The sequence below is a fragment of the Agrobacterium sp. 22-223-1 genome (assembly GCF_053522385.1).
Map to the genome: position 1 here is coordinate 1,913,858 of NZ_JBNWCN010000001.1, position 23,817 is coordinate 1,937,674.

General features: G+C 59.9%; 28 protein-coding genes. 8 read left to right on the forward strand and 20 right to left on the reverse strand.

The features are described 5' to 3' along the window. Positions 1-64 precede the first annotated feature (64 nt). The 3 genes from ACQZ60_RS09485 to ACQZ60_RS09495 all read right to left on the reverse strand — a co-directional run bounded on the left by ACQZ60_RS09485 (position 65) and on the right by ACQZ60_RS09495 (position 4,722). Positions 65-886: a sulfite exporter TauE/SafE family protein gene (locus ACQZ60_RS09485; RefSeq protein WP_035261319.1), complete on the reverse strand. Its 822-nt coding sequence runs from the start codon at positions 884-886 to the stop codon at positions 65-67. 485 nt (positions 887-1,371) lie between these two features. Further along, positions 1,372-2,670, reverse strand: coding sequence for an extensin-like domain-containing protein (locus ACQZ60_RS09490; RefSeq protein WP_448735140.1), 1,299 nt, complete (start codon positions 2,668-2,670; stop codon positions 1,372-1,374). A 237-nt stretch (positions 2,671-2,907) separates the two neighbouring features. Continuing rightward, entirely contained in the window at positions 2,908-4,722 is a 1,815-nt protein-coding gene (locus tag ACQZ60_RS09495; RefSeq protein ID WP_448735141.1) for a methyl-accepting chemotaxis protein, read from the reverse strand. 241 nt (positions 4,723-4,963) lie between these two features. On the opposite strand from ACQZ60_RS09495, the gene ACQZ60_RS09500 reads away from it, so the two are divergent. Continuing rightward, on the forward strand, positions 4,964-5,278 hold the full coding sequence (locus ACQZ60_RS09500; RefSeq protein WP_003520391.1) for a DUF1883 domain-containing protein: 315 nt from the start codon (positions 4,964-4,966) through the stop codon (positions 5,276-5,278). 113 nt (positions 5,279-5,391) lie between these two features. On the opposite strand, the gene ACQZ60_RS09505 is transcribed toward ACQZ60_RS09500, so the two are convergent. Together ACQZ60_RS09505 and ACQZ60_RS09510 are read right to left on the reverse strand one after the other, a co-directional pair. Further along, a complete protein-coding gene (locus ACQZ60_RS09505; protein WP_065655903.1) occupies positions 5,392-6,708 on the reverse strand; it encodes a replication-associated recombination protein A in 1,317 nt (438 codons plus the stop codon). Further along, complete coding sequence (locus ACQZ60_RS09510; RefSeq protein ID WP_003520388.1) at positions 6,705-8,111, reverse strand: DegQ family serine endoprotease; 1,407 nt, start codon at positions 8,109-8,111, stop codon at positions 6,705-6,707. The genes ACQZ60_RS09505 and ACQZ60_RS09510 overlap by 4 nt, the downstream gene beginning before the upstream one ends. A gap of 173 nt (positions 8,112-8,284) precedes the next feature. Here ACQZ60_RS09510 and ACQZ60_RS09515 point away from each other — a divergent pair, with 173 nt between their 5' ends. From ACQZ60_RS09515 to ACQZ60_RS09525, 3 genes are read left to right on the forward strand one after another with little or no spacing between them, the layout of a single operon-like run. Further along, complete coding sequence (locus tag ACQZ60_RS09515; RefSeq protein ID WP_448735142.1) at positions 8,285-8,635, forward strand: lysozyme inhibitor LprI family protein; 351 nt, start codon at positions 8,285-8,287, stop codon at positions 8,633-8,635. A gap of 48 nt (positions 8,636-8,683) precedes the next feature. Then, positions 8,684-9,139: a MarR family winged helix-turn-helix transcriptional regulator gene (locus ACQZ60_RS09520; protein WP_020809717.1), complete on the forward strand. Its 456-nt coding sequence runs from the start codon at positions 8,684-8,686 to the stop codon at positions 9,137-9,139. Between the two features lie 25 nt (positions 9,140-9,164). Continuing rightward, positions 9,165-9,599, forward strand: coding sequence for a hypothetical protein (locus ACQZ60_RS09525; protein ID WP_020809718.1), 435 nt, complete (start codon positions 9,165-9,167; stop codon positions 9,597-9,599). A 21-nt stretch (positions 9,600-9,620) separates the two neighbouring features. Here ACQZ60_RS09525 and ACQZ60_RS09530 read toward each other — a convergent pair whose 3' ends face one another. Beyond that, positions 9,621-10,622, reverse strand: coding sequence for a serine hydrolase domain-containing protein (locus ACQZ60_RS09530; protein ID WP_020809719.1), 1,002 nt, complete (start codon positions 10,620-10,622; stop codon positions 9,621-9,623). 158 nt (positions 10,623-10,780) lie between these two features. Between ACQZ60_RS09530 and ACQZ60_RS09535 the strand changes: the two genes are divergently transcribed. Beyond that, positions 10,781-11,323, forward strand: a complete 543-nt coding sequence (locus tag ACQZ60_RS09535) for a GNAT family N-acetyltransferase (protein WP_183044092.1) — start codon at positions 10,781-10,783, stop codon at positions 11,321-11,323. Positions 11,324-11,382: 59 nt separating this feature from the next. Here ACQZ60_RS09535 and ilvD read toward each other — a convergent pair whose 3' ends face one another. Beyond that, entirely contained in the window at positions 11,383-13,218 is a 1,836-nt protein-coding gene (ilvD, locus tag ACQZ60_RS09540) for a dihydroxy-acid dehydratase (protein ID WP_003521018.1), read from the reverse strand. A gap of 312 nt (positions 13,219-13,530) precedes the next feature. Between ilvD and msrP the strand changes: the two genes are divergently transcribed. The 3 genes from msrP to ACQZ60_RS09555 are packed head-to-tail and all read left to right on the forward strand — an operon-like array spanning position 13,531 to position 15,451. Next, positions 13,531-14,472 carry a protein-methionine-sulfoxide reductase catalytic subunit MsrP gene (gene msrP, locus ACQZ60_RS09545; protein ID WP_020809721.1) on the forward strand — a complete coding sequence of 314 codons (942 nt, stop codon included), beginning with the start codon at positions 13,531-13,533 and terminating at the stop codon, positions 14,470-14,472. 2 nt (positions 14,473-14,474) lie between these two features. Further along, a complete protein-coding gene (msrQ, locus tag ACQZ60_RS09550; RefSeq protein WP_448735143.1) occupies positions 14,475-15,140 on the forward strand; it encodes a protein-methionine-sulfoxide reductase heme-binding subunit MsrQ in 666 nt (221 codons plus the stop codon). Further along, on the forward strand, positions 15,137-15,451 hold the full coding sequence (locus ACQZ60_RS09555; protein WP_448735144.1) for a hypothetical protein: 315 nt from the start codon (positions 15,137-15,139) through the stop codon (positions 15,449-15,451). Before msrQ ends, ACQZ60_RS09555 begins: the two co-directional genes overlap by 4 nt. Before the next feature lie 85 nt (positions 15,452-15,536). Here the strand turns inward: ACQZ60_RS09555 and rplQ are convergent, their stop codons facing one another. From rplQ to rpsN, 13 genes are all read right to left on the reverse strand, one after another. Next, on the reverse strand, positions 15,537-15,962 hold the full coding sequence (gene rplQ / locus ACQZ60_RS09560; RefSeq protein ID WP_003521014.1) for a 50S ribosomal protein L17: 426 nt from the start codon (positions 15,960-15,962) through the stop codon (positions 15,537-15,539). 120 nt (positions 15,963-16,082) lie between these two features. Beyond that, a complete protein-coding gene (locus tag ACQZ60_RS09565; protein WP_003495228.1) occupies positions 16,083-17,093 on the reverse strand; it encodes a DNA-directed RNA polymerase subunit alpha in 1,011 nt (336 codons plus the stop codon). Positions 17,094-17,288: 195 nt separating this feature from the next. Next, complete coding sequence (gene rpsK, locus ACQZ60_RS09570; RefSeq protein WP_003521013.1) at positions 17,289-17,678, reverse strand: 30S ribosomal protein S11; 390 nt, start codon at positions 17,676-17,678, stop codon at positions 17,289-17,291. A gap of 137 nt (positions 17,679-17,815) precedes the next feature. After that, positions 17,816-18,184 (reverse strand): 30S ribosomal protein S13, encoded by a 369-nt coding sequence (gene rpsM / locus ACQZ60_RS09575; RefSeq protein ID WP_035263425.1) that lies wholly within the window; start codon positions 18,182-18,184, stop codon positions 17,816-17,818. A gap of 302 nt (positions 18,185-18,486) precedes the next feature. Next, entirely contained in the window at positions 18,487-19,077 is a 591-nt protein-coding gene (locus ACQZ60_RS09580) for an adenylate kinase (RefSeq protein WP_003521011.1), read from the reverse strand. Next, positions 19,074-20,414 (reverse strand): preprotein translocase subunit SecY, encoded by a 1,341-nt coding sequence (secY, locus tag ACQZ60_RS09585; protein WP_448735145.1) that lies wholly within the window; start codon positions 20,412-20,414, stop codon positions 19,074-19,076. Before secY ends, ACQZ60_RS09580 begins: the two co-directional genes overlap by 4 nt. A gap of 328 nt (positions 20,415-20,742) precedes the next feature. Further along, on the reverse strand, positions 20,743-21,222 hold the full coding sequence (rplO, locus tag ACQZ60_RS09590; RefSeq protein WP_003521009.1) for a 50S ribosomal protein L15: 480 nt from the start codon (positions 21,220-21,222) through the stop codon (positions 20,743-20,745). Between the two features lie 16 nt (positions 21,223-21,238). Further along, on the reverse strand, positions 21,239-21,445 hold the full coding sequence (rpmD, locus tag ACQZ60_RS09595) for a 50S ribosomal protein L30 (protein WP_020812287.1): 207 nt from the start codon (positions 21,443-21,445) through the stop codon (positions 21,239-21,241). Positions 21,446-21,456: 11 nt separating this feature from the next. Next, on the reverse strand, positions 21,457-22,026 hold the full coding sequence (gene rpsE / locus ACQZ60_RS09600; protein ID WP_004442585.1) for a 30S ribosomal protein S5: 570 nt from the start codon (positions 22,024-22,026) through the stop codon (positions 21,457-21,459). A gap of 119 nt (positions 22,027-22,145) precedes the next feature. Beyond that, positions 22,146-22,508 carry a 50S ribosomal protein L18 gene (rplR, locus tag ACQZ60_RS09605; protein ID WP_003521008.1) on the reverse strand — a complete coding sequence of 121 codons (363 nt, stop codon included), beginning with the start codon at positions 22,506-22,508 and terminating at the stop codon, positions 22,146-22,148. Between the two features lie 12 nt (positions 22,509-22,520). After that, complete coding sequence (gene rplF / locus ACQZ60_RS09610) at positions 22,521-23,054, reverse strand: 50S ribosomal protein L6 (RefSeq protein ID WP_003495204.1); 534 nt, start codon at positions 23,052-23,054, stop codon at positions 22,521-22,523. A gap of 42 nt (positions 23,055-23,096) precedes the next feature. Beyond that, positions 23,097-23,495 carry a 30S ribosomal protein S8 gene (gene rpsH / locus ACQZ60_RS09615; RefSeq protein WP_003521007.1) on the reverse strand — a complete coding sequence of 133 codons (399 nt, stop codon included), beginning with the start codon at positions 23,493-23,495 and terminating at the stop codon, positions 23,097-23,099. 12 nt (positions 23,496-23,507) lie between these two features. Next, positions 23,508-23,813 carry a 30S ribosomal protein S14 gene (rpsN, locus tag ACQZ60_RS09620; protein ID WP_003507785.1) on the reverse strand — a complete coding sequence of 102 codons (306 nt, stop codon included), beginning with the start codon at positions 23,811-23,813 and terminating at the stop codon, positions 23,508-23,510. Between the last annotated feature and the right edge of the window lie 4 nt (positions 23,814-23,817).

A 23,817-nucleotide genomic window follows, 5' to 3' on the forward strand; every position in this document is an offset into this window, starting at 1 on the left:
AGGCCGGGAAAGGCGCAAATGCCAGTCCGACGGGCTGAACACTGCGTTCGGCGGAGTGGGAAAATCAGCCGTAAACGCTATAGAAAAACTGCGCCGCAACGAAGACCAGAAACAGTCCGAAGGCGCGCTCCAGCTGCTTCTTGCTGAGCGCATGCGCCAGCCGCGCGCCATAGGGAGCAACGACAAGCGTGATGGGGATCAACAGCACCACCGCGATCCAGTTGATGAAGCCAGTGGAAAACGGCGGCAGGCCCGCATCGCCCCAGCCGGCCCAGATATAACCCAGAAGCCCCGGTAGCGAAATCAGCACGCCGACGCCGGAAGACGTGGCAACCGCCTGATGGATGGTGCGTCCGTAAAGCGTCATGAAGGTGTTGTTCATCACCCCGCCGCCCACGCCCATCAGGCCGGAAAAAAGCCCGATGCCGGTGCCCACCAGAAAACGGCCCGGGTTTTGCGGCAGGTCGGAACCCAGATGCCAGCTTGCCCGGTTGAAGATCATCCGGAAGGCAAGCGCCAGCGCGATGAAGGCGAAGATCAGCCGCAGCGCAACGCTCGAGGCATGGGCTGCAACCACGGATGCGAGGATGGTGCCGAGCGGTACGGCGACGATCCAGCCCTTCAGCAGATCGATATCGACCGCGCCTTTCTGACGATGCGTCAGGAACGAGCGGATGGAGGTGGGCACGATAATGGCGAGCGATGTGCCGAGCGAGAGATGCATGCGCACCGCCTCCGGCACATCCAGTAGCCCGAAGACCTGGTAGAAGACGGGCACCAGCACCGCGCCACCGCCGATGCCGAACAACCCCGCCAGAAGACCGGCGACCACACCCGCTGCCGCAAGCGCCGCAGCAAAGACCATCAGCTCTGAAACAGGGGGCATAAAGGCAGGCTCCCGAGGGCCGTTGTCACAAACATGTGACCCTCATAGCGTATCAGAAGAACGCGGCAAGCCATGTTGGCCGCAGGTCAGTACGGCGCGATGTCTTTTGCCGCACATCCGCGCCGGATGGACCACTCCATGGGATCGTTTCCCATTGCATGCCCTTGCAAAGACGCCGATATCCCCCCGATAAGGCTGTCTTCTTCAACCGGCCTTCGGGCCGGTCTTTTTTTGTGGGGTGTGACAGAGGAGTTGGAATTCCGACAAGTGAATCCACACTTCCGTCATTCCGGCCTTGAGCCGGAATCCAGCCAGCTCAAGTCCTTGAGCTGAAAGGAGTCTTCCCGTCGCGCAGACGCGCGTCGGCTGGATTCCGGCTCAAGGCCGGAATGACGGAAGTTGCAAACATGACGCATTACAGCGAGCGTCTAAAACGCCGCCCGACTATAGCCCTGCCCAATCACGCCGTTCGAGTCTCAATCCCCCTAGTCACAATGCCTGTAACCTGACTTGCGGGTGCGCAGGTCGAAGTGAAAATGGTTCCAGTGATTGGGATCGCTGCCCGGTCCGAGAACGGTGGAGAAATATTTGCAGCTATCGGACCTCACCGCCTTCAGCAGCGCTTTTTCGCGGAAGGCGAAGAAGCTCTTGCTGCGAACGTCGATTTCCTTGCCATTCTTCAGCGTGATGGTGCCGATATCGATGGCGTTGCCGCGTGCATGTTCGGACCACGGATTGCTGGAGCGTGAATTCATCTTGCGGCAGGAATAACCGCCCATCGGCGTAATGCGGCCGACGCCGGAGAGATAACGGAAGCGCGAGGATGGCACGAGCTCGAACTTCACCCATTTGGCGAAGGCAAGCGTGACCTGGCAATTGAGCTTCACCGCCGGCCGGATGGCGACGCCGCTGGCGAGACCGCTGAGTTCGATCGGATAATCGATACCGCAGGTCGGGCCGTCGGCAATGCGCGCAACATCCCGGAAAGCGACGCCGAGACGGCGAAGTTCGGAGCGGCAGGCAACTTCGGAGGATGGCATGATGCCGGGCGGCATCGAGCGGTTGCTTTGCAGCCCGCCACCCGCCATCGGATCGTTCGGCATCACCATCGCCACCTCTTCCACCGGCTGACGACGGGAGGAGGCGCCGAGCGGCGGCGGTGGGATGAGCCGCGATTGGCTGGCCCGTTGCGGCTGGCGGGCCGGAGGAACGGCCACCGGATTGTCCGTGCCGATACCATCCACCACCGGCTGCGCAGACGCGCCTTCGGCAATATCCGCGTCCTGTTCTTCGGCAAGTCCGCGAACCGGCTCCACGCCCAGCATGGAATCCATGTTCACGCCGCCTTCGCCTTCGGCGATCTGGTTGCTGGTCATCTGCTGCGCGGGCATGGTCTGCCCCTGCATCGTCTGGCCCTGCATTGTCTGCGCCGGCATATTGCCATGGCCGCTGGCCGCCATGCGCGCCTGATGCTGGGAATCGAGCGTTGAATAACCCTGTCCGCCCTGCGGCGATTGCAGCAGGGGATCCTGCGAGGCGTAAGGCTCCGGCATCGGTTGTGAAACGGCTGCCGGATAATCGGCGCCCTGCCCGGCCTGCTCGGCCTGATACACCGCACCCGCCGGCGCGCTGTAACCCTGCTGCCGCGAGGAGCGGATGGCGCTGACGCGTGTGGTGCCGTCCACCTCCGCCGGTGGCACGAGGCCTTCCGCCGAACACGACACCATGACCGTGGAAATCATCAGCAACGTCACAAGACGACGCGGAAGGGAAACATACGCCATACGAGAACCTGTACCTTCAGCGGCCGCTATTCGCGGCAATACAGGATAAATTTTAAAGAAATGAGGTAAACGAAAGCTTATTGGTTGCGGGAAATAACGAATGATGTGTTTGGCGCAGTCCCATCCACACAAGACCGCGACAATCGCGTCCGATGACCACGCGGGCGGATAAAGTCCTGCCCATAACAAAGGGCGCGGCCAAAGCCGCGCCCTTTAACTTTCCTGAAACACCTGAAATCACGCGGCCCGCGAAACCTCGCGCCCGGCACCATGTCCAAGCTCGAAACGCGACAGCAGCGAGCGCAGCTGGCGGCTTTCCTCGGCGAGCGTCTGGCTTGCCGCCGTCGTTTCTTCCACCATGGCGGCGTTTTGCTGTGTCATCTGGTCCATGTGGTTGACGGAGGTGTTGATCTCCTGCAGGCCGGTCGCCTGCTCGCGCGCCGCCGTGGCGATGGAGTTGACATGGCCATCGACACGATTGACCAAGGCAACGATCTCCTCCAGCGCATCGCCCGTCGAGCGCACCAGCGCGACGCCACCGCCGACTTCTTCGGCCGAACGGTTGATGAGGGTCTTGATTTCCTTGGCCGCATTGGCGGAACGTTGCGCCAGTTCGCGAACCTCCTGCGCCACCACGGCAAAACCACGCCCGGCCTCGCCCGCACGCGCCGCTTCCACACCGGCATTCAGCGCCAGAAGATTGGTCTGGAAGGCGATTTCGTCGATGACCGAGATGATCTGGCCGATGCGCTTCGAAGACTCCTCGATGCGGCCCATGGCGTCGACAGCATTGCGCACGATCTCGCCCGAGCGGCCGGCGCTGGTTTTCGTGTCCTGCACCATCTGCCGGGCCTCGTTGGCACGCTCGGAAGCGGTGCGCACTGTGGCGGTGATCTCGTCCAGAGCCGCCGCCGTCTCCTCCAGCGCCGCCGCCTGCTGTTCGGTCCGGCGGGAAAGATTGCCGGTCGCACCGCTGATATCGGAGGCGCTGTCATTGACCACATGGCCGGTTCTGGCAATCGCCTCGATCGCGCCGTGCAAGGCGCCGACAGCACGGTTGAAGTCCATGCGCAGCTTTTCATAATCCGCGCCGATATCCGTAAGCGAAACGGTCAGATCGCCATTGGCGAGCGCCTCGAGCGCATCGCCCAATTGCTCCATGGCGTGGGCCTGCCGCTCGGAAGCGGAGCGCAGAACCATCTCGTTACCGTGCCGCTCCTGCTCCAGTGCCCGCTGCTGGTCGGCCTCGCGGGCCTGCAGCGCGCTGCGTTCATTGACGCTGTCGCGCAGTACCAGCAGCGTCTTGGCAATCGCGCCGATTTCATTGCGACGGTCGGCGAACTGTATATCTGCCGCGCCGTCACCGTCGGCAATCCGCCGCATGCTCTGGCGGATAAGATCGATCGGCCGCGTCACGCTGCGCACGACGGCTGCGGCCACGCCGACAACCAGAAGACCGGCGGCGATGCAAAGACCGCCATTAAAATAAACGTCGCGCCAGAATACCGCTTCAAGATCGTCAACATAAACACCGGTGCCGACAATCCAGCCCCAGGGGGCGAAACCGGCGACATGGGAAAATTTCTCGACCGGCTCCGGCGCGCCGGGCTTCGGCCAGTAATAATCGACAAAGCCCTTGCCGCCCGCCTTGACCGTATTCACGAACTCGACGAACAACGCCTTGCCGTTCGGGTCCTTGTTGGCGGTAAGGTCCGTGCCGTTCATTTCGGGTTTGATCGGATGCATCACCATTTTGGGATGCATGTCGTTGATCCAGAAATAGCCGCTGCCATTGCCGTAGCGCATTGCCGCAATGGTCGTCTTGGCCTGCTGTTGCGCCGCCTCCCGCGTCAGGCTTCCGCCCTGCTCCAGCCGGTAATATTGATCGAGAATGGCAACAGCGGTTTCATTCATTGCCGCAAGCCCGGCTTTCCGTTCCCGCTCCATCTCGTGGTAGCTTTCAAACAGGCTGAATGTCAGGGCCGCGGCCAGTATTGCCAGAAACAATGCGACGAGCGCATAAAGGCGCGTAGATATTGTTACGTTTTTCATGTTCCCCCTCAACGTCGCTGATGCACTTCGACCAGCCGATGTTAAAGGCAAAAAATTTATTATTATTAAATACACATATTATACGTTGGTATTATTCTTATATGCTCATACTCCTTGGCGGCATCATGCCAGACAGGCACAGCAAGCGTGAATTTTCAAACCGGCCGGCGGCATTTAAAGACACCGTTAACCGTGCGGCCCCTATCCTCTTTGACCGAAATTACTTTACAGGGAGGGCGCGATGGCCCGGCCGAATTTTCGCTATACGCATTATGACCTGAAGGAATTGCGGGCAGGAACTACCCTTGAAATATCCCTGTCAGCCGTCAACAATGTCCGGCTGATGACGGGCGCGAATTTCCAGCGTTTCACCGAGCTGCTCGATTTCAAATATCTCGGCGGCGTCGCGAAAAAATCGCCGATCCGCATCGCCATTCCCGAGACATTGCACTGGCATCTGGTGATCGATGCCGAAGGCCATAGCGGCCTGGCGGAATCCTCGGTCAAGATGCTGCCCGCGCAGCCGCAGGCGGCACCGCATCGCAAGGCATCCTGATCTTCCTTAAAAAACAGCTAGTTGTCGCGGTTTCGCGACTCTTTTTGCCAGCGGCCTGAATCTTTTTCTTAAGATCGGCCGCGATACGGTTTTCGGCGCAATCGCATAAAATCCTAGCGCGATCCACGCTCGCGACGCAGCTTCGCCCACCAGTCCAGACGCTTGCGGATTTCCCTTTCGAAACCCCGATCAGGCGGATCGTAAAAGGTCGTGCGCCCCATTTTCTCCGGGAAATAATCCTGTCCGGAAAAGGCATCCGGCTCGTCATGGTCGTAACGGTAACCGTCGCCATAACCCTCGCCCTTCATGAGCTTGGTCGGCGCGTTCAGAATATGTTTCGGCGGCACCAGCGAGCCGTTTTCCTTGGCCGCCCGCATCGCCGACTTGAAGGCCGTATAGACGGCGTTCGATTTCGGCGCGGTCGCGAGATAGACGCAGGCCTGCGCCAGCGCCAGCTCCCCCTCCGGTGAGCCGAGATAATCATAGGCATCCTTGGCAGCATTGCAGACGGCGAGCGCCTGCGGATCGGCAAGGCCGATATCCTCCACCGCCATACGCACCAGCCGCCGGCCGATATAGAGCGGGTCTTCGCCGGCATCGAACATGCGGGCGAGATAATAAAGCGCGGCATCCGGATCCGAACCGCGCACCGACTTATGCAACGCGGAAATGAGATTGTAATGGCCGTCCTGGCTCTTGTCGTAGACGGGCGCACGGCGCTGCACGATGCGCGTCAGCCCTTCGGTATCGAAGGTCTCGTCCTTGCGCGCCGCCCGCCACACCTCCTCGGCAAGCGTCAGCACAGCGCGACCATCGCCATCCGCCATGCGGATCAGGCTGGCCCGCGCCTCTTCCGTCAGCGGCAGGGGCTTGCCCTCCGCCTCCTCGGCGCGCTTCAGAAGTTCGCTGAGACTGTCCTCGTCATGCGAGCCGAACGTCAGGACACGCGCCCGCGACAACAGAGCGGCATTGAGTTCGAAAGACGGATTTTCGGTGGTGGCGCCCACCAGAATGATGGTGCCATCCTCCATCACCGGCAGGAAGCTGTCCTGCTGGGCGCGGTTGAAGCGATGAATCTCGTCTACGAAAAGCAGCGTCTGCCGGCCATTCATCCGCCGTGTGCGCGCCGCTTCGAAAACCTTCTTGAGGTCGGCGACACCGGAAAAGATCGCCGAGATCTGCTCGAAAGCCAAACCCGCCTCGCCGGAAAGCAGGCGAGCAACCGTGGTCTTGCCGGTGCCGGGCGGCCCCCAGAAGATCATCGATCCCAGCGAGCCGCTATCGATCATGCGGCGCAGCACGCCCTCCTCGCCCGTCAGATGCGGCTGCCCGCTCACCTCCGCCAGCGTCTTCGGACGCAGACGATCGGCAAGAGGCCGCCGGTTGGCGACCTCCACGGGCACTTGCGGGGCGAAGAGATCGTCGCTCATCGCAGGAACTGCCGGATGCGCTGCCCGTCACGCAGGATTTCCACCCGCCAGAAGCCGGGATTGTCGTCCAGCGCCTTCTCGACAGCGGCGGTAGTGCCGATATCCGCGCCGTTCAGCGACAGGATCACGTCTTTCGGCTGGAAACCGACACGATAGGCCGGCGAACCGCGCTTCACATCGGTAATGACAACGCCGGTCACCTGCGAGGGCATGCGCAATTCATCGGCAAGCTTCGGCGAAAGATTGGCGACAGTCGCGCCGGCGAAGGGATTGCGGCCCTCGATCAGCCGTTCATCGCGCGGTGCGGTTTCCGGCGCGGTATCGAGCGCGATGGTCACCTTTTTCTCTTTGCCCTTGTCCATGACGGTCAGTTCGGCGGATTTGCCGATGCCAGCGGTCGTCAGGCGATAACCCAGCGCATCCGGATGTTCCACCTCGAAGCCATTGACGGCGGTAACCACCTGTCCGGGCTCGATACCCGCCTTTTCGGCTGGCCCACCCTTGACGACGCTGACGACCAGCGCGCCGCGGGCGCGATGCAGGCCAAGCGCCTCGGCGACATCCGATGTCACCGGATCGAAGGTCGCACCGATATAGGGCCGTTCGAAGCTTGCATCGCCACGCTCGGCGGCAGCCACGAAAACCCGGACCAGATTGGCGGGAATGGCGAAACCGATACCGTTCGAGCCGCCGCCCTTGGAGAAGATGGCCGTATTGATGCCGATCAACTCACCCGCCATATTCATCAATGCGCCGCCGGAATTGCCGGGGTTGATGGAAGCGTCGGTCTGGATGAAGAAGCCGAAATCGCCCTGCGTCACCTGGTTGCGCGCCAGGCCCGAAACGATGCCGCTCGTTACCGTCTGGCCGACACCGAAGGGGTTGCCGATGGCCAGCACCAGATCACCCACTTCAATCGCATCGGAATTGCCGAGCGACAGCACAGGGAACTGCTCCTTCGCATCGATTTGCAGAATGGCGAGGTCGACGCGGTCATCCTTCAGCAGCACCTTGGAGGAAAATTCACGCCCATCCGCCAGCGCCACCTTGATGTCATCGGCACCGTCGATGACGTGATTGTTGGTCACCACGAGGCCGCCGGCAGTCACGATCACGCCGGAGCCGAGCGACGACTGCTTTTCCGTGCGGTTCGGCATCTGCTGGCCGAAGAACTGTTCGAAGAAAGGATCACCGGCAAAGGGCGACAGACGCCGCTGCACGACGCGTTCGGCATAGACATTCACCACCGCGCCCGCGGTGCGCTTGACCAGCGGCGCGAAGGAGAGCTGCATTTCCGTGTGGCTCGACGGCACGGTCCTGTTATCCTGCGCCGCAGCACCCACGGGCAGGAGAATGAGCGCGGCGAGAAAGCCGGTGGACAGATACTTCAACACGCTTCGCATGTGATTCCTCATCGTCATCAGTATGATGGAGTTATAACGCCAAAGCCTGTAAAGCAAAGAGCGGCAAGATGATGGCCGTCCTTTTCCAGGCATGGATCGGTAGGCGACATTGGAACCAACAGCGCCCCTTTTCGGTTTCACCGGCACCTGACTGTCCTTAAAAAGAGACGACTATGCATCTGAAACCGATCCTCCTTGCCTGCGGCATCCTGCTTGCCCCCTCCTTCATTTCGCTGGCCAACGCGGCGAGCTTCGATTGCGCAAAGACCGATCTGGCCGCGGATGAAAAGACGATCTGCGACAACCGCACGCTGAACGATCAGGATGTGAAGATGGCCACCACCTTCGACATCCTCACCCAGCTGATGGCCATGGGCGCACGCGACACGCTGCGCGACGAGCAGAGCCAATGGCTGAAGAAACGCCAGGAATGCGCGGCGGATGTCGCCTGCCTTACCAGCGCTTACGAGGAACGCATGAAACGTCTCGGAGAGGCGTTCCAGAGCATCAACCGGCCGCTGTAACGCAAATCCGATATTGACAACATATTGTCAAAATGGCAATGTGTTGTCATGAAAACGGACAACGCACACATTCTTTCCGCCCTGGCGGTGGCCATCTTTCGAACCAATGGCGCGTTGATCGCCGCGGGCGACGCCCTGTCTGCACCCTTCGGCCTGTCCAGTGCACGCTGGCAGGTTCTGGGAGCGGTGGCGCTTGCCGGCCAGCCTTTGACCGTGGCGCAGATCGCACGGAACATGGGCCAGACCCGGCAGGGTGTACAACGCCTCATCGATGAGATGGAACGACAGGACATTGTCTGCTTCGAAAACAATCCGCACCACAAGCGGGCCAAGCTCATTCGCCTTACCGAAAAAGGCGAGAATGCCTATGCCGCCACCATGCAGCAATGGAATGAACTCGCCGGCCGTTTAGCCACGGATATGCAGGCGGAGCAACTGAGTAACGCCATAGACTGCCTGAACCAGCTTTTCGCCGGGCTGGATGCCGATCCGCCGCAAGGCTGAACCGATCTTCTAAAGGACTATATCGATGAGAACCCTTCATCCCGTCGCCGGCACGCTGGCGCTGGCGATCATACTCGCCTTTTGGTTATCCACCGCGCTCACCGAAATCTCCGGTTCCAGCGAAGCGATCCGTACCGTCAAACTCGCCATTCCCTGGGGGTTTCTGGTGCTTGCGCCCGCGCTTGCGGTCACGGGTTTCAGCGGCTTTCGCATGGGCGCGAAATGGAAACATCCGCTGGTCGCAGCCAAGAAGAAACGTATGCCGCTCATCGCACTGAACGGGTTGCTGATCCTTGTCCCCTGCGCGCTTGTGCTTCGGCATTTCGCCCTCTCAAACGATTACGGCGGGGTCTTCTACGCCGTTCAGGCGCTGGAGCTTTGCGCCGGGGCGCTCAATATCACCCTTCTCGCAAAAAGCTTCCGCAATGGCCTTCAGCTAAAACGCCGTCTGGCCGCCTAGTTCGGCGTTTTGCGCTTGAGGTTATACCGCCCGGATGATGGTCTCCATAAGGCCATGCAACTGGTCGCGATAACCGGTTCGGGCGGAAGGCGCATCCTCGCGAGAGGTCATCACGACCGATAGCCGTCTGGCGGGTACGATATAGAGCATCTGCCCGCCATAACCCCAGGCGTAATAGACCGTCTCTCCTGCCATCTCCTTGATGAACCAGCAATAGCCGTAACCGTCGCCGTTAAAGACGGAATTGGTGCGCTGCCGCCACGATTGCTCGATCCAGCCCTGCGAAATCAACCGCTCGCCGCCAGGTGTCACACCACCCAGGCGATAAAGCTCTCCGAAGGCCAGCAAAGACCGCGCCGTCATCGCCATCTGGTTGCCACCGAGATAGATGCCCTGCGGATCGCGCTCCCAGCCGCCGATGGAAAATCCTTCAAGCGGACGGAGCCAGTCGCGCGCAAGCGACAGCGTCGAACGGCCGGAAGCTTTTGTCAGGATAGCTGAGAGCAGATGGGTGGAGCCGGTGGAATAAAGCATGCCGCCGCCCGGTTCCCCGGCGAAACCGGAACCCAGCGCCATCCGCACCCAGTTGCGGCTGGCAACCCAGCGGCCGTAATTGGGGCCGGACATGCGTTCCAGGCCGGATTGCATCGACAGCAGGTTGCCGACGGTGATCCGTTCCAGCCGGGGATCGGGATCTTGCGGAAAATCGCCGCGCAGAACAGTCGCGATCGGCTGGTCGGCGCCTTCGAGAATCTTGCGATCGATGGCCATGCCCACCAGCGCCGAGATGATCGATTTCGAGGCCGACTTGATATTGGTGGAGCCGTTCAAACCGGCCCCGTGATAGGCGCGGCTCGCGACCTCTTCGCCATCGATGCTGACGATGACCGCCTTGAGGCTGGAAAGCGCATCCGCCTCCCGCAGCAACGGATCGAAACGGATGCCGTTGCCGGTGCTTTGCGCGCGGGCAAGCGGGGCGAAAGGCAGGGAAGCGATAAGGGCGAGTGCGGTTCGTCTTTTCATGTCACTGAGCTAGGAAGCCATACGGCGATGAAAAGAGGAAACGCCGCCAATCACTCCAATGTGACCTTATTTCTTTCCACACCCCAATTCGATGGTCTCGCGAAATCTGTATGAAAACAGGGCGTTGGCCTGCATTCCGGAATCGAGATGCAAAGCGCTTGAATCAGGTTCTGATCTTGAGGACTATTGCCCTGCCGCAAATGCAAAGACGGGAAACGATGCCGCAACTGAAATCATCGCGCCTTCTCCTCCGGCCTTTTAAAATGACGGACTCGCCGCCACTCGCCCGGCTGACGAACGACCCGCTCATTTTGCGCAATCTGCTGCGCACGGCCTATCCTTTCGAACCCGATGATGCACGGCGCCTCATCAGGCGCATTGCTGAGCGTCGGCTACCGGTATGGGCTGTGGATGATGGCAGTCTGGTCGGTCTCATCGGGCTTTCAGGCGAATTCGGCCTTTGGCTTGATCGCCGTGTTTGGGGAAAGGGCTATGGAGAAGAAGCCGGACGCCTCGTCATCGATTATGCCTTTCAGCACCTGAACATCAGAACCCTGCATGCCAATCCCCTGTTCGACAACAGGGCGTCGCACCGTCTGATGGACAAGCTGGGCTTTGTTGCGACCGGCCGTGCAAATGCCTTTTGCCGGCAACGGGGAAAAATCGTGCCGCTTCGACCTTATCGGCTCGATAAAGAGTGATCGGCACAAAAAAGCCGCCGTCTATCAACGGCGGCTTTATCATCACGGAAATCCGGAAATTACTCCGGCAAAATCCGCACTGCGCCCTTGTCAGCGCTCGAGGCAAAGGCCGCATAGGCCTTCAGCGCCGTCGTAACATTGCGCTTGCGTGGTGCTTCCGGCTTCCAGCCAAGCTCTTCCTGCTCGGCGCGGCGCGAAGCCAGCTCCGCATCGGTGACCTTCAGGTTGATCGTACGGTTCGGAATATCAATCTCGATGAGATCGCCCTGGCGCACGAGGCCGATGGCGCCGCCCTGCGCCGCTTCCGGCGAGGCGTGACCGATGGAAAGGCCGGAGGTGCCGCCGGAGAAACGGCCGTCGGTAATCAGCGCGCAGGCTTTGCCGAGGCCCTTGGATTTCAGGTAACTGGTCGGATAGAGCATTTCCTGCATGCCCGGCCCGCCCTTCGGCCCTTCGTAACGGATGACGACGACGTCGCCCGCCTTGACCTCGTTGCCGAGAATGCCCTTCACCGCCGCATCCTGACTTTCGTAAACCACTGCCGGGCCGGTGAATTTCAGGATGGATTCATCGACGCCCGCCGTCTTCACGATGCAGCCGTCGAGTGCGATGTTGCCGTAAAGCACGGCCAGACCGCCATCCTTGGAGAAAGGCTTCTCGACCGAGCGGATGACGCCGTTTTCGCCGTCCGTATCCAGATCGTCCCAGCGCGAGGACTGGCTGAAGGCCACCTGCGTCGGCACGCCGCCGGGGGCGGCCTTGAAGAACTGGCGCACTGTCTCGCTGTTGGTGCGGGTGATGTCCCAGCGGTCGATGGCGTCGCCCAGCGTCGCCTCATGAACGGTATAGGTATCGCGATTGATGAGCCCACCGCGTTCCAGCTCGCCGAGAATGCGCATGATGCCGCCGGCGCGGTGAACATCTTCCATGTGCACGTCCTGCTTGGCCGGCGCGACCTTGGAAAGGCAGGGAACCTTGCGGGAAAGACGGTCGATGTCTTCCATGCCGAAATCGACGCCTCCCTCATGCGCCGCCGCCAGAATATGCAGCACCGTGTTGGTGGAACCGCCCATGGCGATATCCAGCGACATGGCGTTTTCAAACGCCGCCTTGTTGGCGATGGTGCGCGGCAGGACGGTTTCGTCCTCCTGCTCGTAATAACGGCGCGCCAGATCGACGATCAGGTGACCGGCTTCGACGAACAGCCGCTTGCGATCGGAATGGGTGGCGAGCGTCGAACCGTTGCCGGGCAGCGAGAGACCCAGCGCCTCGGTCAGACAGTTCATGGAATTGGCCGTGAACATGCCGGAACAGGAACCGCAGGTCGGGCAGGCCGAACGCTCGATAACCTTCACATCCTCGTCGGAAATCTTGTCGTCTGCAGCTGCAACCATGGCGTCGACCAGATCGAGCGCAACCGTCTTGCCGTGCAGGACGACCTTGCCGGCCTCCATCGGACCGCCGGAAACGAAGACCGCGGGGATGTTGAGGCGCATCGCCGCATTCAGCATGCCGGGGGTGATCTTGTCGCAGTTGGAAATGCACACCATCGCATCGGCGCAATGGGCGTTGACCATATATTCCACCGAATCCGCGATGATCTCGCGCGACGGCAGCGAATAGAGCATGCCGTCATGGCCCATGGCGATACCGTCATCGACCGCGATGGTGTTGAATTCCTTGGCGACACCGCCGGCCGCCTCGATTTCGCGGGCAACGAGCTGACCGAGATCCTTCAGATGCACATGGCCCGGCACGAACTGCGTGAAGGAATTGACCACCGCGATGATCGGCTTGCCGAAATCGCTGTCCTTCATGCCGGTGGCGCGCCAAAGGCCGCGCGCGCCCGCCATGTTGCGGCCGTGGGTTGTCGTTCTGGAGCGATAGGCTGGCATGGTGTTTTCCTCAATCTCTTGGGCTAAGACGCGTCTTCCGCAACGCGGTCAAAACGGCCTCTGCCCTATTTTGCGGTTTTTCTAGCGCAAACCGCAAGCCCTGTCACTGTCACCTTGGGGCAAAACAGTACGGTTCGGTACGGTACGCTTTCTCTTCATCGTGCTATCGGGCCGCGCCTTCATCACAAATGCGCGATTTCCGCCGCCCCACCGTTGTTTTTCCGCAGAGCGCTGAAACATATCTGTGCAGCGGCCGTATTGGCTATCATAATCGATTTATCGCCGATGTACCCGGCTTTTGTGGAGGTTCCAATGCCCGCCTATCGCCCGCCCCTCATCTCGGCAAATGAAATCACGCCGAAGAATATCTACCTGTCCAGACGTGGCTTCCTCGGCACGGCGGCAGGGCTGGCGGCAATCGGACTGGCCGGGCGCGAGGCTGTTGCCGCGCCGCTTTCCGCAAAACCCGGCGCCTACAAGCTGGACGAGAAGCTCACCCCGCTCGATGCTGTCACCAGCTATAATAATTTCTACGAATTCGGTGTTGGAAAATCTGACCCGAAGGAAAACTCCGGCAAGTTCAAGCCTACCCCATGGACGGTGAAGGTGGATGGCCTCGTCTCCAAACCGCAGGAATTTGGCATTGAAGAGCTGATGAAATATCCTCTCGAAGAGCGCACTTACCGCATGCGCTGCGTCGAGGGCTGGTCGATGGTCATTCCGTGGATCGGCTTCCCGCTCGCCACCCTTCTCGACAAGGTGGAGCCGCTTGGCAGCGCGAAATATGTCGCTTTCGAAACCGTGGTGCGGCCGGACGAAATGCCGGGGCAAAGCGGCCTCTTCCAGCCTCTCTCCTGGCCCTATGTCGAGGGGCTTCGCCTCGATGAAGCACGCCATCCGCTCACCATTCTCGCCGTTGGCCTTTATGGAGAGACGCTGCCGAACCAGAACGGTGCGCCGATCCGCCTCGTCGTGCCCTGGAAATACGGTTTCAAGGGCATCAAATCCATCGTCCGCATCTCGCTGGTCGAGAAACAGCCGGAAACGACGTGGAAAAATTCCAACGCCCGCGAATATGGCTTCTATTCCAACGTCAACCCGAATGTCGACCATCCGCGCTGGAGCCAGGCGACGGAACAGCGCATCGGCGAAGGCGGCTTCTTTGGCACCCAGAACCGCCCTACCCTGATGTTCAACGGTTATGACGAGGTGGCGAGCCTCTATGCCGGCATGGACCTGAAAGCGAATTATTGACCATGGCCTTCGCCCTGCCTCTTCCCTCGCTGCCGAAGCGTTACCAGCCGGCGGCCATCTGGTCGCTTTATGTGATCGGCCTCTGTCCGGGCCTCTGGTATTTCTATCTCGCCGCAACCGGCGGCCTCGGCTTCAACCCGGTCAAGGATTTCGAGCACCTGCTCGGCATCTGGGCGCTGCGCTTCCTGTGCCTCGGGCTTCTGGTGACGCCGCTGCGCGATCTCTTCAACATCAACCTCATCGCCTATCGCCGCGCGCTGGGGCTGATCGCCTTTTATTACGTGCTGGCGCATTTCACCGTCTATCTGGTGCTGGATCGCGGCCTGATCCTCGGTTCCATCGCCGGCGATATTCTGAAGCGCCCCTATATCATGCTCGGCATGGCCGGCCTTCTCATGCTCATACCGCTGGCGCTCACCTCCAACCGCTGGTCGATCCGCAAACTCGGCAGCCGCTGGAACACGCTGCACAAACTCGTCTATCTCGTGCTCATCGTCGGCGTGCTGCATTTCGTGCTGGCGCGAAAGTCGACCACGCTGGAGCCGGTGTTTTATATCAGCACGATGGTAGTATTGCTCGGCTATAGGCTGGTGCGGCCTTCGATTATGCAACGCAAGCGGGGAAGACGCGCCGACAGGAGACCTCTGCAACATCAGTCCAAATCATGAAGCCGACTGATCGAAATCGAAGCGCTTCCCACCGGTCTAACATTTCCAGCAGCGCTCAAGCTGCGCTGTCCAAAATATTCAACGCCGCGGCCGACGGCGTGGCCTTCGCTCCCGCTCGAATTGCGCAAGCCTTGGGCGACACGCATCTGCAAGCCCTCTCTCAACTGGTCCAACGCATTGAAAGCGGCGAGATTACAGAAGAAGACCTGCAAGTGCTTTGGCAAGCGCATCACGCTTCTGACCGATTTTATTTGACCGCGCCCATTGCCGATCTTCTTCTCCAGATCAGCCGGTGTTTGCCAGGCCGCTAACTCTGAACAGATAAATTAACGCGAAAAAGCCGGGCGATCTCTCGCCCGGCTTTTTTAACTCATGACGCCTGAACGGCGTCAAACCTTATGCAGCTTCGGCAGCAGCAGCTTCAGCGGCAACGCGAGCCTTGTCGGCTGCGCCCTTGGCGTCAACGTCGCGCTCGACGAATTCGATGACGGCGAGAGCGGCATTGTCGCCCTGGCGGAAGCCGGCCTTCATGATACGCAGGTAGCCGCCGTTGCGGTTTGCGTAGCGGGCTGCGATCGCGTCGAACAGCTTGCGAACGGCGTCCTGATCCTTGATCTGCGAGATCGCCTGACGACGAGCGTGCAGGTCGCCGCGCTTGCCGAGGGTGACGAGCTTCTCAACGATCGGGCGAATTTCCTTCGCCTTCGGAAGCGTGGTTACGATCTGCTCATGGGTGATGAGCGAAGCAGCCATGTTGGCAAACATTGCCTTGCGGTGGCTGGCGGTTCTATTGAGCTTGCGGCCTGAATTACCGTGGCGCATTGCTATTCTCCTTCTTCGCAGGTTCCTTCTCTAAGGCCTGCCGTTTCCTGGCACATGCAGGTGACTTACCTGCTGTTTGACGGGGAAAGGCAGTCTTTAAAGGGTCTGCCTTTTTGATTGTTAGTACTGGTCTTCGTAACGCTTTGCGAGATCTTCGATGTTCTCAGGCGGCCATGCCGGCACTTCCATACCGAGGTGCAGACCCATGGAAGCGAGAACTTCCTTGATTTCGTTCAGCGACTTGCGACCGAAGTTCGGCGTGCGAAGCATTTCGGCTTCGGTCTTCTGGATCAGGTCGCCGATATAAACGATGTTGTCGTTCTTCAGGCAGTTTGCCGAACGAACGGACAATTCGAGCTCGTCGACCTTCTTGAGAAGCGCCGGGTTGAACGCAAGTTCGGTAACCGATTCTTCTTCTGCTTCCTTCTGCGGCTCGTCGAAGTTGACGAAGACGCCGAGCTGGTCCTGAAGAATGCGAGCGGCGAAGGCAACGGCGTCTTCGCCGGAAACCGAACCGTTGGTCTCGATCGTCATGATCAGCTTGTCATAGTCGAGAACCTGGCCTTCACGGGTGTTTTCCACCTTGTAGGACACTTTCTTGACCGGAGAATAGAGGCTGTCCACCGGAATGAGACCGATCGGGGCATCTTCCGCGCGGTTGCGCTCAGCCGGTACGTAACCCTTGCCGTTGTTGACGGTGAATTCCATGCGGATTTCAGCGCCATCGTCCAGCGTGCAGATCACGTGGTCGGGGTTCAGGATCTCGATATCGCCAACCGTCTGGATGTCACCAGCGGTCACGGCGCCCGGACCCTGCTTGCGCACGACCATGCGCTTGGAATCATCGCCGTCCATCTTGATGGCGATTTCCTTGATGTTGAGCACGATATCCGTCACATCTTCCCGAACGCCGGGGATGGAGGAGAATTCGTGCAGGACACCGTCGATCTGCACGGCCGTCACAGCGGCGCCACGCAGAGAAGACAACAGAACGCGACGCAGCGCGTTGCCGAGGGTAAGACCGAAACCACGCTCCAGCGGCTCGGCAACCAGCGTTGCCTTAGTGCGGCTGGACGAGGTGAACTCGACCTTGTTCGGCTTGATAAGTTCCTGCCAGTTCTTCTGAATCATCTTTAAACCTTCCGTTCGCCGCCACCATCCAATCGTGACGGACCGAGCATGAAAACACCGAGAGGAACCTAATTCAGCGGTTCATTGGTGGGTTCTTGAGCGCAAGTCCGCCGATCGAAATCGACGCGCACACGCCAGATACACGAAAATTCCGCCAGACCTGAGGTAAGGCGGAATTTCCGAACCACGGTCGCGTCAGACGCGGCGCTTCTTGCGCGGACGGCAACCGTTGTGCGGGATCGGCGTCACGTCGCGAATGGAAGTGATCATGAAACCGGCAGCCTGCAGGGCGCGAAGTGCCGATTCACGGCCGGAACCCGGACCGCAAACTTCAACTTCAAGCGACTTCATGCCGTGTTCCTGAGCCTTCTTCGCGCAATCTTCAGCAGCGATCTGGGCAGCGAACGGGGTCGACTTGCGCGAACCCTTGAAGCCCTTGGCACCAGCAGACGACCAGGCAATGGCGTTGCCCTGTGCGTCAGTGATGGTGATCATCGTGTTGTTGAACGTCGAGTTGACGTGCGCGACGCCCGACGTGATGTTCTTACGTTCGCGACGGCGAATACGTGCGGCTTCCTTGGCCATTTTATACCTTTCATTGATCTCTTCACCGCCGTAACACCAGCGGCTACACCGGCGTTCAACCCCATCGGAGCTTCACGCCAAACTCAGAAAGGCTGGCGCGGACTGCACCAGCCTCCCCTTTCCGGAGAACCGGAAAATTACTTCTTCTTACCAGCGATAGCCTTCGCCGGACCCTTGCGGGTGCGGGCGTTGGTGTGCGTGCGCTGACCGCGGACCGGAAGGCCACGACGGTGACGCAGGCCGCGGTAGCAACCGAGGTCCATCAGACGCTTGATGTTCATCGAGGTCTCGCGACGCAGGTCGCCTTCGACCTGGTAGTCGCGGTCGATGGCTTCGCGGATCTGAAGAACTTCAGCATCCGTCAGCTGATGAACGCGCTTCTCAGCCGGAAGACCGACCTTGTCCATGATTTCCTGCGCGAATTTCGGACCGATCCCGTGAATGTAGGTCAGCGCAATAACAACGCGCTTCGCGGTCGGGATGTTGACGCCAGCGATACGTGCCACGTCTCTTCTCCTTGGTTCCAGTTGCCATCCGGCAAGTGGTGATTCCATTCGAGCGGCCGACAAGACCGCCAGTTCAAATTGGTGTCCGTGACAAGTCAAAACGACCGAACCCGGATCTCCCTTCCCTTAGGGAAATCCGCGCCAGTCGCTTGGGATGTCGCGAGTTGGCGCGGTGTTTAACGGAATCAGCGCAAAAAAGCAACCGGCTCCGCCAAGATTCTTTTACGATCCAAAGGATCTGCCGCCATGCGGAAGCGAGATATGGGCAAGAGCGCAACAGCCTCGCCCATCCGCTCCGTCGATCAGGCGGAGGCTTTCTCGAGAACGCGCTCGATAGCCTCGGTGACGGCATCGACGTCAGCCATGCCATCCAGCGTCACGAGCTCGCCCTGTTCGCTGTAATAGGCGGACAGCGGCGCGGTCTTCTCGCGATATTCCGTCAGGCGCTTGCGGAACGCTTCCGGATTGTCATCCGAGCGAACCGTACCGCCGGCGGCAATGGTTTCAGCCACGCGGTTTTCGATTCGGCGAATCAACGCCTCTTCGTCCACCTTGAGTTCGATGACGGCATCGAGGACCAGATTCTTCTTGCGCATGTTCTCGGCAAGCGCCTTGGCCTGCGGAACGGTGCGCGGATAGCCGTCGAGAATAAAGCCCTTGGCACAGTCCGGTGCTTCGATGCGTTCGGAAACGATCTGATTGACGATATCGTCGGAAACAAGCCCGCCGGCGTCCATGACGGCCTTGGCGCGTTTGCCGATTTCGGTGCCCGCGCTGACCGCAGCGCGAAGCATGTCACCGGTGGAAAGCTGCGGGATCCCGTACTTGTCCGTCAGCCGCTTGGCCTGGGTTCCCTTGCCCGCACCCGGCGGACCCAAAAATATCAGTCTCATCGTCCCCTCTTTCCTCCACGCAACTTCGACTTCTTGATCAGCCCTTCATACTGCTGCGCGATCAGGTGGCCCTGAATTTGCGCAACCGTGTCCAGAGTTACACTGACAACGATCAAAAGCGAAGTACCACCAAGGGCTAATGGAATGCCCGTGCGTGCGATAAGTGTCTCAGGAAGGATACAGACGAAGACAAGATAAATCGCGCCGACCACGGTGATGCGGGTCAGGACGTAATCGATGTACTCCGCGGTGCGCTCGCCCGGACGGATGCCCGGAATGAAGCCACCATGCTTCTTGAGGTTATCTGCGGTGTCCTTCGGATTGAAGACGATCGCCGTATAGAAAAACGCGAAGAACGCGATCAGCAGGCCGTAGAGCGCCATGAACAGCGGCTGTCCGTGCTGCAGCGACGCGATGATCGAAGTTGCCCAGCCCGGCAGGTTGGTGTTGCCGGCAAAACCCGCAGCCGTTGCCGGCAGCAGCAGCAGCGACGATGCGAAGATCGCGGGAATGACGCCGGCCGTGTTGAGCTTCAGCGGCAGATGCGAAGTATCGCCCTGGAACATCCGGTTGCCGACCTGTCGCTTCGGATATTGAATGAGCAGACGGCGCTGGGCGCGCTCCACGAAGACGATAAGAGCGATGACACCGATGGCGACCACGACAACCATCAGGATGAGCGGGGTCGAAAGCGCACCGGTGCGGCCGAGTTCCAGCGTGCCGGCCAGCGCCTTGGGCAGGCCTGCGGCGATGCCCGCGAAGATGATCAGCGAAATACCGTTGCCGATACCGCGCGAGGTGATCTGCTCACCCAGCCACATCAGGAACATCGTGCCGCCGAGCAGCGTGATGACGGTGGAAATGCGGAAGAACCAGCCCGGATCGACCACGAGGCCGTTGCCGCTTTCGAGGCCGACCGCAATGCCATAGGCCTGCAGCGTGCCGAGCAGCACCGTACCGTAGCGCGTATACTGGTTGATGATCTTGCGGCCGGCTTCGCCTTCCTTCTTCAACGCTTCGAGCGAGGGCACGACCGAGGTCATGAGCTGCACGATGATCGAAGCGGAGATGTAAGGCATGATGCCGAGCGCGAAGATCGCCATGCGCTCGACGGCGCCACCCGCAAACATGTTGAAAAGACCGAGAATACCGTTGGCCTGGCCACGGAAGGCCTGCGCATAGGCTTCGGGGTTCAGGCCCGGAAGCGGAATGTGGGTGCCGAGACGGTAGACGAGAAGTGCGGCAAGAGTAAACCAGAGACGCTTTTTCAGATCCTCCGCCTTAGCGAAGGTCGAAAAATTCAGGTTCGAAGCCAGTTGTTCCGCTGCTGAAGCCATAAATTTCTCCGAATGACCCTTGCCAGCCAGCGCAACCGGCCGATGCGGAAAGGTCTAAAAGATACTGGTCAAAACCGGGCTTCGGACAAACGCGGCTCTGAGCCGCCATCATGCCTCACCCTGTTTTTTATGTCCTATCCCCTCCCCTACGGAAGTTCAAGAACTGTGAGGCTCTCCCTGCAGCACTTTCTGCCGCAAGCGGGGCCGTGGAAGCACACCGCGAAGAGATTGCCCTGATGCTCTATAAATCGATTTAGATCGAAAGCACCATAGGCCAGGGAGCGCAAACGCCCGGAGCGACGAGCCCCGGGCGTCTGAAGTCTATATATTACTCGGCGGCTTCTGCTGCAACTGCGAGAAGCTTGATCGAACCGCCAGCCTTTTCGATCTTTTCGATTGCGGGCTTGGAAGCGCCGGCAACTTCGAAAGCGACCTTGGCCTTCAGCTCGCCGTCGGCGAGAATGCGTACGCCGTCCTTGGCGCGGCGGATAACGCCGGCAGCCTTGAGAGCAGCGGCATCGATCGTTGCGGAAGCGTCAAGCTTCTTGGCGTCGATGGCGGTCTGAATGCGGCCGAGCGATACGACAACATATTCGGAAGCGAAGATGTTGTTGAAACCGCGCTTCGGCAGACGACGGTAGATGGGCATCTGACCGCCTTCGAAACCGTTGATGGCGACGCCCGAACGAGCCTTCTGGCCCTTCACACCGCGACCACCGGTCTTGCCCTTGCCGGAACCGATACCGCGACCTACGCGGATACGGTCCTTGGAGGCGCCTTCGTTGTCTCTGATTTCATTGAGTTTCATGATAGGTTACTCCGTCTCACTTCTCGTCAACGACGCGAACGAGATGCTGGACCGCACGGATCATGCCGCGAACCGCCGGAGTGTCTTCCAGGGTGCGCTGACGATGCATCTTGTTGAGACCCAGGCCGATCAGCGTCTGGCGCTGGATTGCCGGGCGGCGAATGGGGCTGCCGATCTGTTCGACCGTAACAGTCTTCTTGGCTTCAGTAGTCTTCTTGGCCATGATCCAGCTCCTTATTCTTCAGAAGCGTTGCCGGAAGCGGCACGACGAGCCTGAAGGGTCGCATACTTCAGACCGCGCTGTGCAGCGATGTCCTTCGGATGAACCTGATGCTTCAGAGCGTCGAACGTAGCGCGAACCATGTTGTACGGGTTCGAAGAACCGGTCGACTTGGCAACAACGTCATGAACGCCGAGCGTTTCGAAAACGGCGCGCATCGGACCACCGGCGATGATACCGGTACCGGCCTTGGCCGAACGCAGCAGAACCTTGCCTGCGCCGTGACGGCCATTGACGTCGTGGTGCAGCGTGCGGCCATCGCGCAGCGGAACGAAGATCAGATCGCGCTTTGCGCTTTCGGTTGCCTTGCGGATCGCTTCCGGAACTTCACGAGCCTTGCCGTGACCGAAGCCGACGCGGCCCTTCTGGTCGCCAACGACGACGAGAGCGGCGAAGCCGAAGCGACGGCCACCCTTAACAACCTTTGCAACGCGGTTGATCGCGACCAGCTTGTCGACGAATTCGCTATCGCGCTCTTCGCGGTTCTGACGCTCTTCGCGGGAACCTCTTTTATCCTGTGCCATTGTCCTTGTCCTTTTTCTTTTGCGGGTGGAACGGCAAACGAAAAGACCAGCGGTCCCGATGAAGAGATCCGCATGGTCCGGTGAAATTCCGCCCGGATCGTTGTCCGGGCGGAAAAAAATCAGAAGTTCAGGCCGCCTTCGCGGGCAGCGTCTGCCAGAGCCTTGATGCGGCCGTGGTAGATGAACGCGCCACGGTCGAATACGACATCCTTGACGCCAGCCTTGACGCCACGCTCGGCAACCAGCTTGCCTACGACAGTTGCTGCTGCAACGTCGGCGCCGGTCTTGAGCGAGCCGCGCAGATCGGCTTCGAGCGTGGAGGCAGACGCAAGCGTCTTGCCAGCAACGTCATCGATGATCTGGGCGTAGATGTTCTTCGACGAGCGATGAACCGACAGGCGCGGGCGGCCGTTGGCAACCGCCTTGATCTGGCGGCGCACACGGCTCGCGCGACGTGCAAGTGCTTCTTTCCTGCTAGCCATTTCGCGTGATCCTTACTTCTTCTTGCCTTCTTTGCGGACAATACGCTCTTCAGCGTACTTCACACCCTTGCCCTTGTAGGGCTCGGGACCGCGGTATTCGCGGATTTCCGCGGCTACCTGGCCAACCTGCTGCTTGTTGATGCCGGAAACGATGATTTCCGTCGGCTTCGGAACGGCAATGGTGATGCCGACCGGCGGCTCGTAAACAACGTCGTGGGAGAAGCCGAGAGCCAGCTGCAGGTTCTTGCCCTGCATGGCGGCACGGTAACCGACGCCGTTGATCTCGAGCTTGCGCTCATAGCCGTCCTTAACACCCTTGAAGATGTTCTCGATCATCGTGCGGGACATGCCCCACTTCGAACGAGCTTCCTTGGTGCCGTTAGCCGGCGTTACGGAAACGCCGTTATCTTCGAGTTTCAGCTGAATGTCGTCGTTAGCGACGAAAAACAGTTCACCCTTCGGGCCCTTAGCAGTAACCTTCTGGCCGTCGACATTGGCCGTCACACCTGCTGGAACCGGAACGGGCTTTTTACCGATACGAGACATTATTCAATCCTGTCTGTTCGTTATGGAGATCCTTGCCCAGTCTTAGAAGACCGAGCAAAGAACCTCGCCACCAACGTTCTGTTCGCGAGCCTGGTGATCGGCCATCACGCCCTTCGGGGTCGAAAGGATGGTGATGCCGAGGCCGTTCGCGACCTGCGGAATGGACTTTACCGAGACATAAACCCGGCGGCCCGGCTTGGAAACGCGGCCGATCTCACGGATCACGGACGCGCCTTCGTAGTACTTCAGCTCGATCGTGAATTCGGACTTGCCGTTTTCGAAATCGACCTTGGAATAACCGCGAATGTAGCCTTCAGCCTGCAGCACGTCGAGAACGCGTGCGCGGAGGCTGGAAGCCGGCGTGCTTACCGAAGACTTGCGGCGAGCAGCACCATTGCGGATGCGGGTGAGCATATCACCCAAAGGATCAGTCATGGTCATGTGCCCGTCTCCTTACCAGCTCGACTTGACAATGCCCGGCACCTTGCCGGAATTGCCCAGCTCACGAAGCGCGATACGCGACATCTTGAGCTTGCGATAGAACGCGCGCGGACGGCCCGTTACTTCGCAGCGGTTGCGGATACGCGTCTTCGAGCCGTCACGCGGCAGCGAAGCGAGCTTCAGAGTGGCCTTGAACCGGTCTTCAATCGGAAGGGACTGGTTCATCACGATCGCCTTCAGTGCGGCGCGCTTGGCGGCCTGCTGGGCGACCGACTTGCGGCGGCGCTTGTTCTTTTCAACTGCGCTTGTTTTCGCCATATCG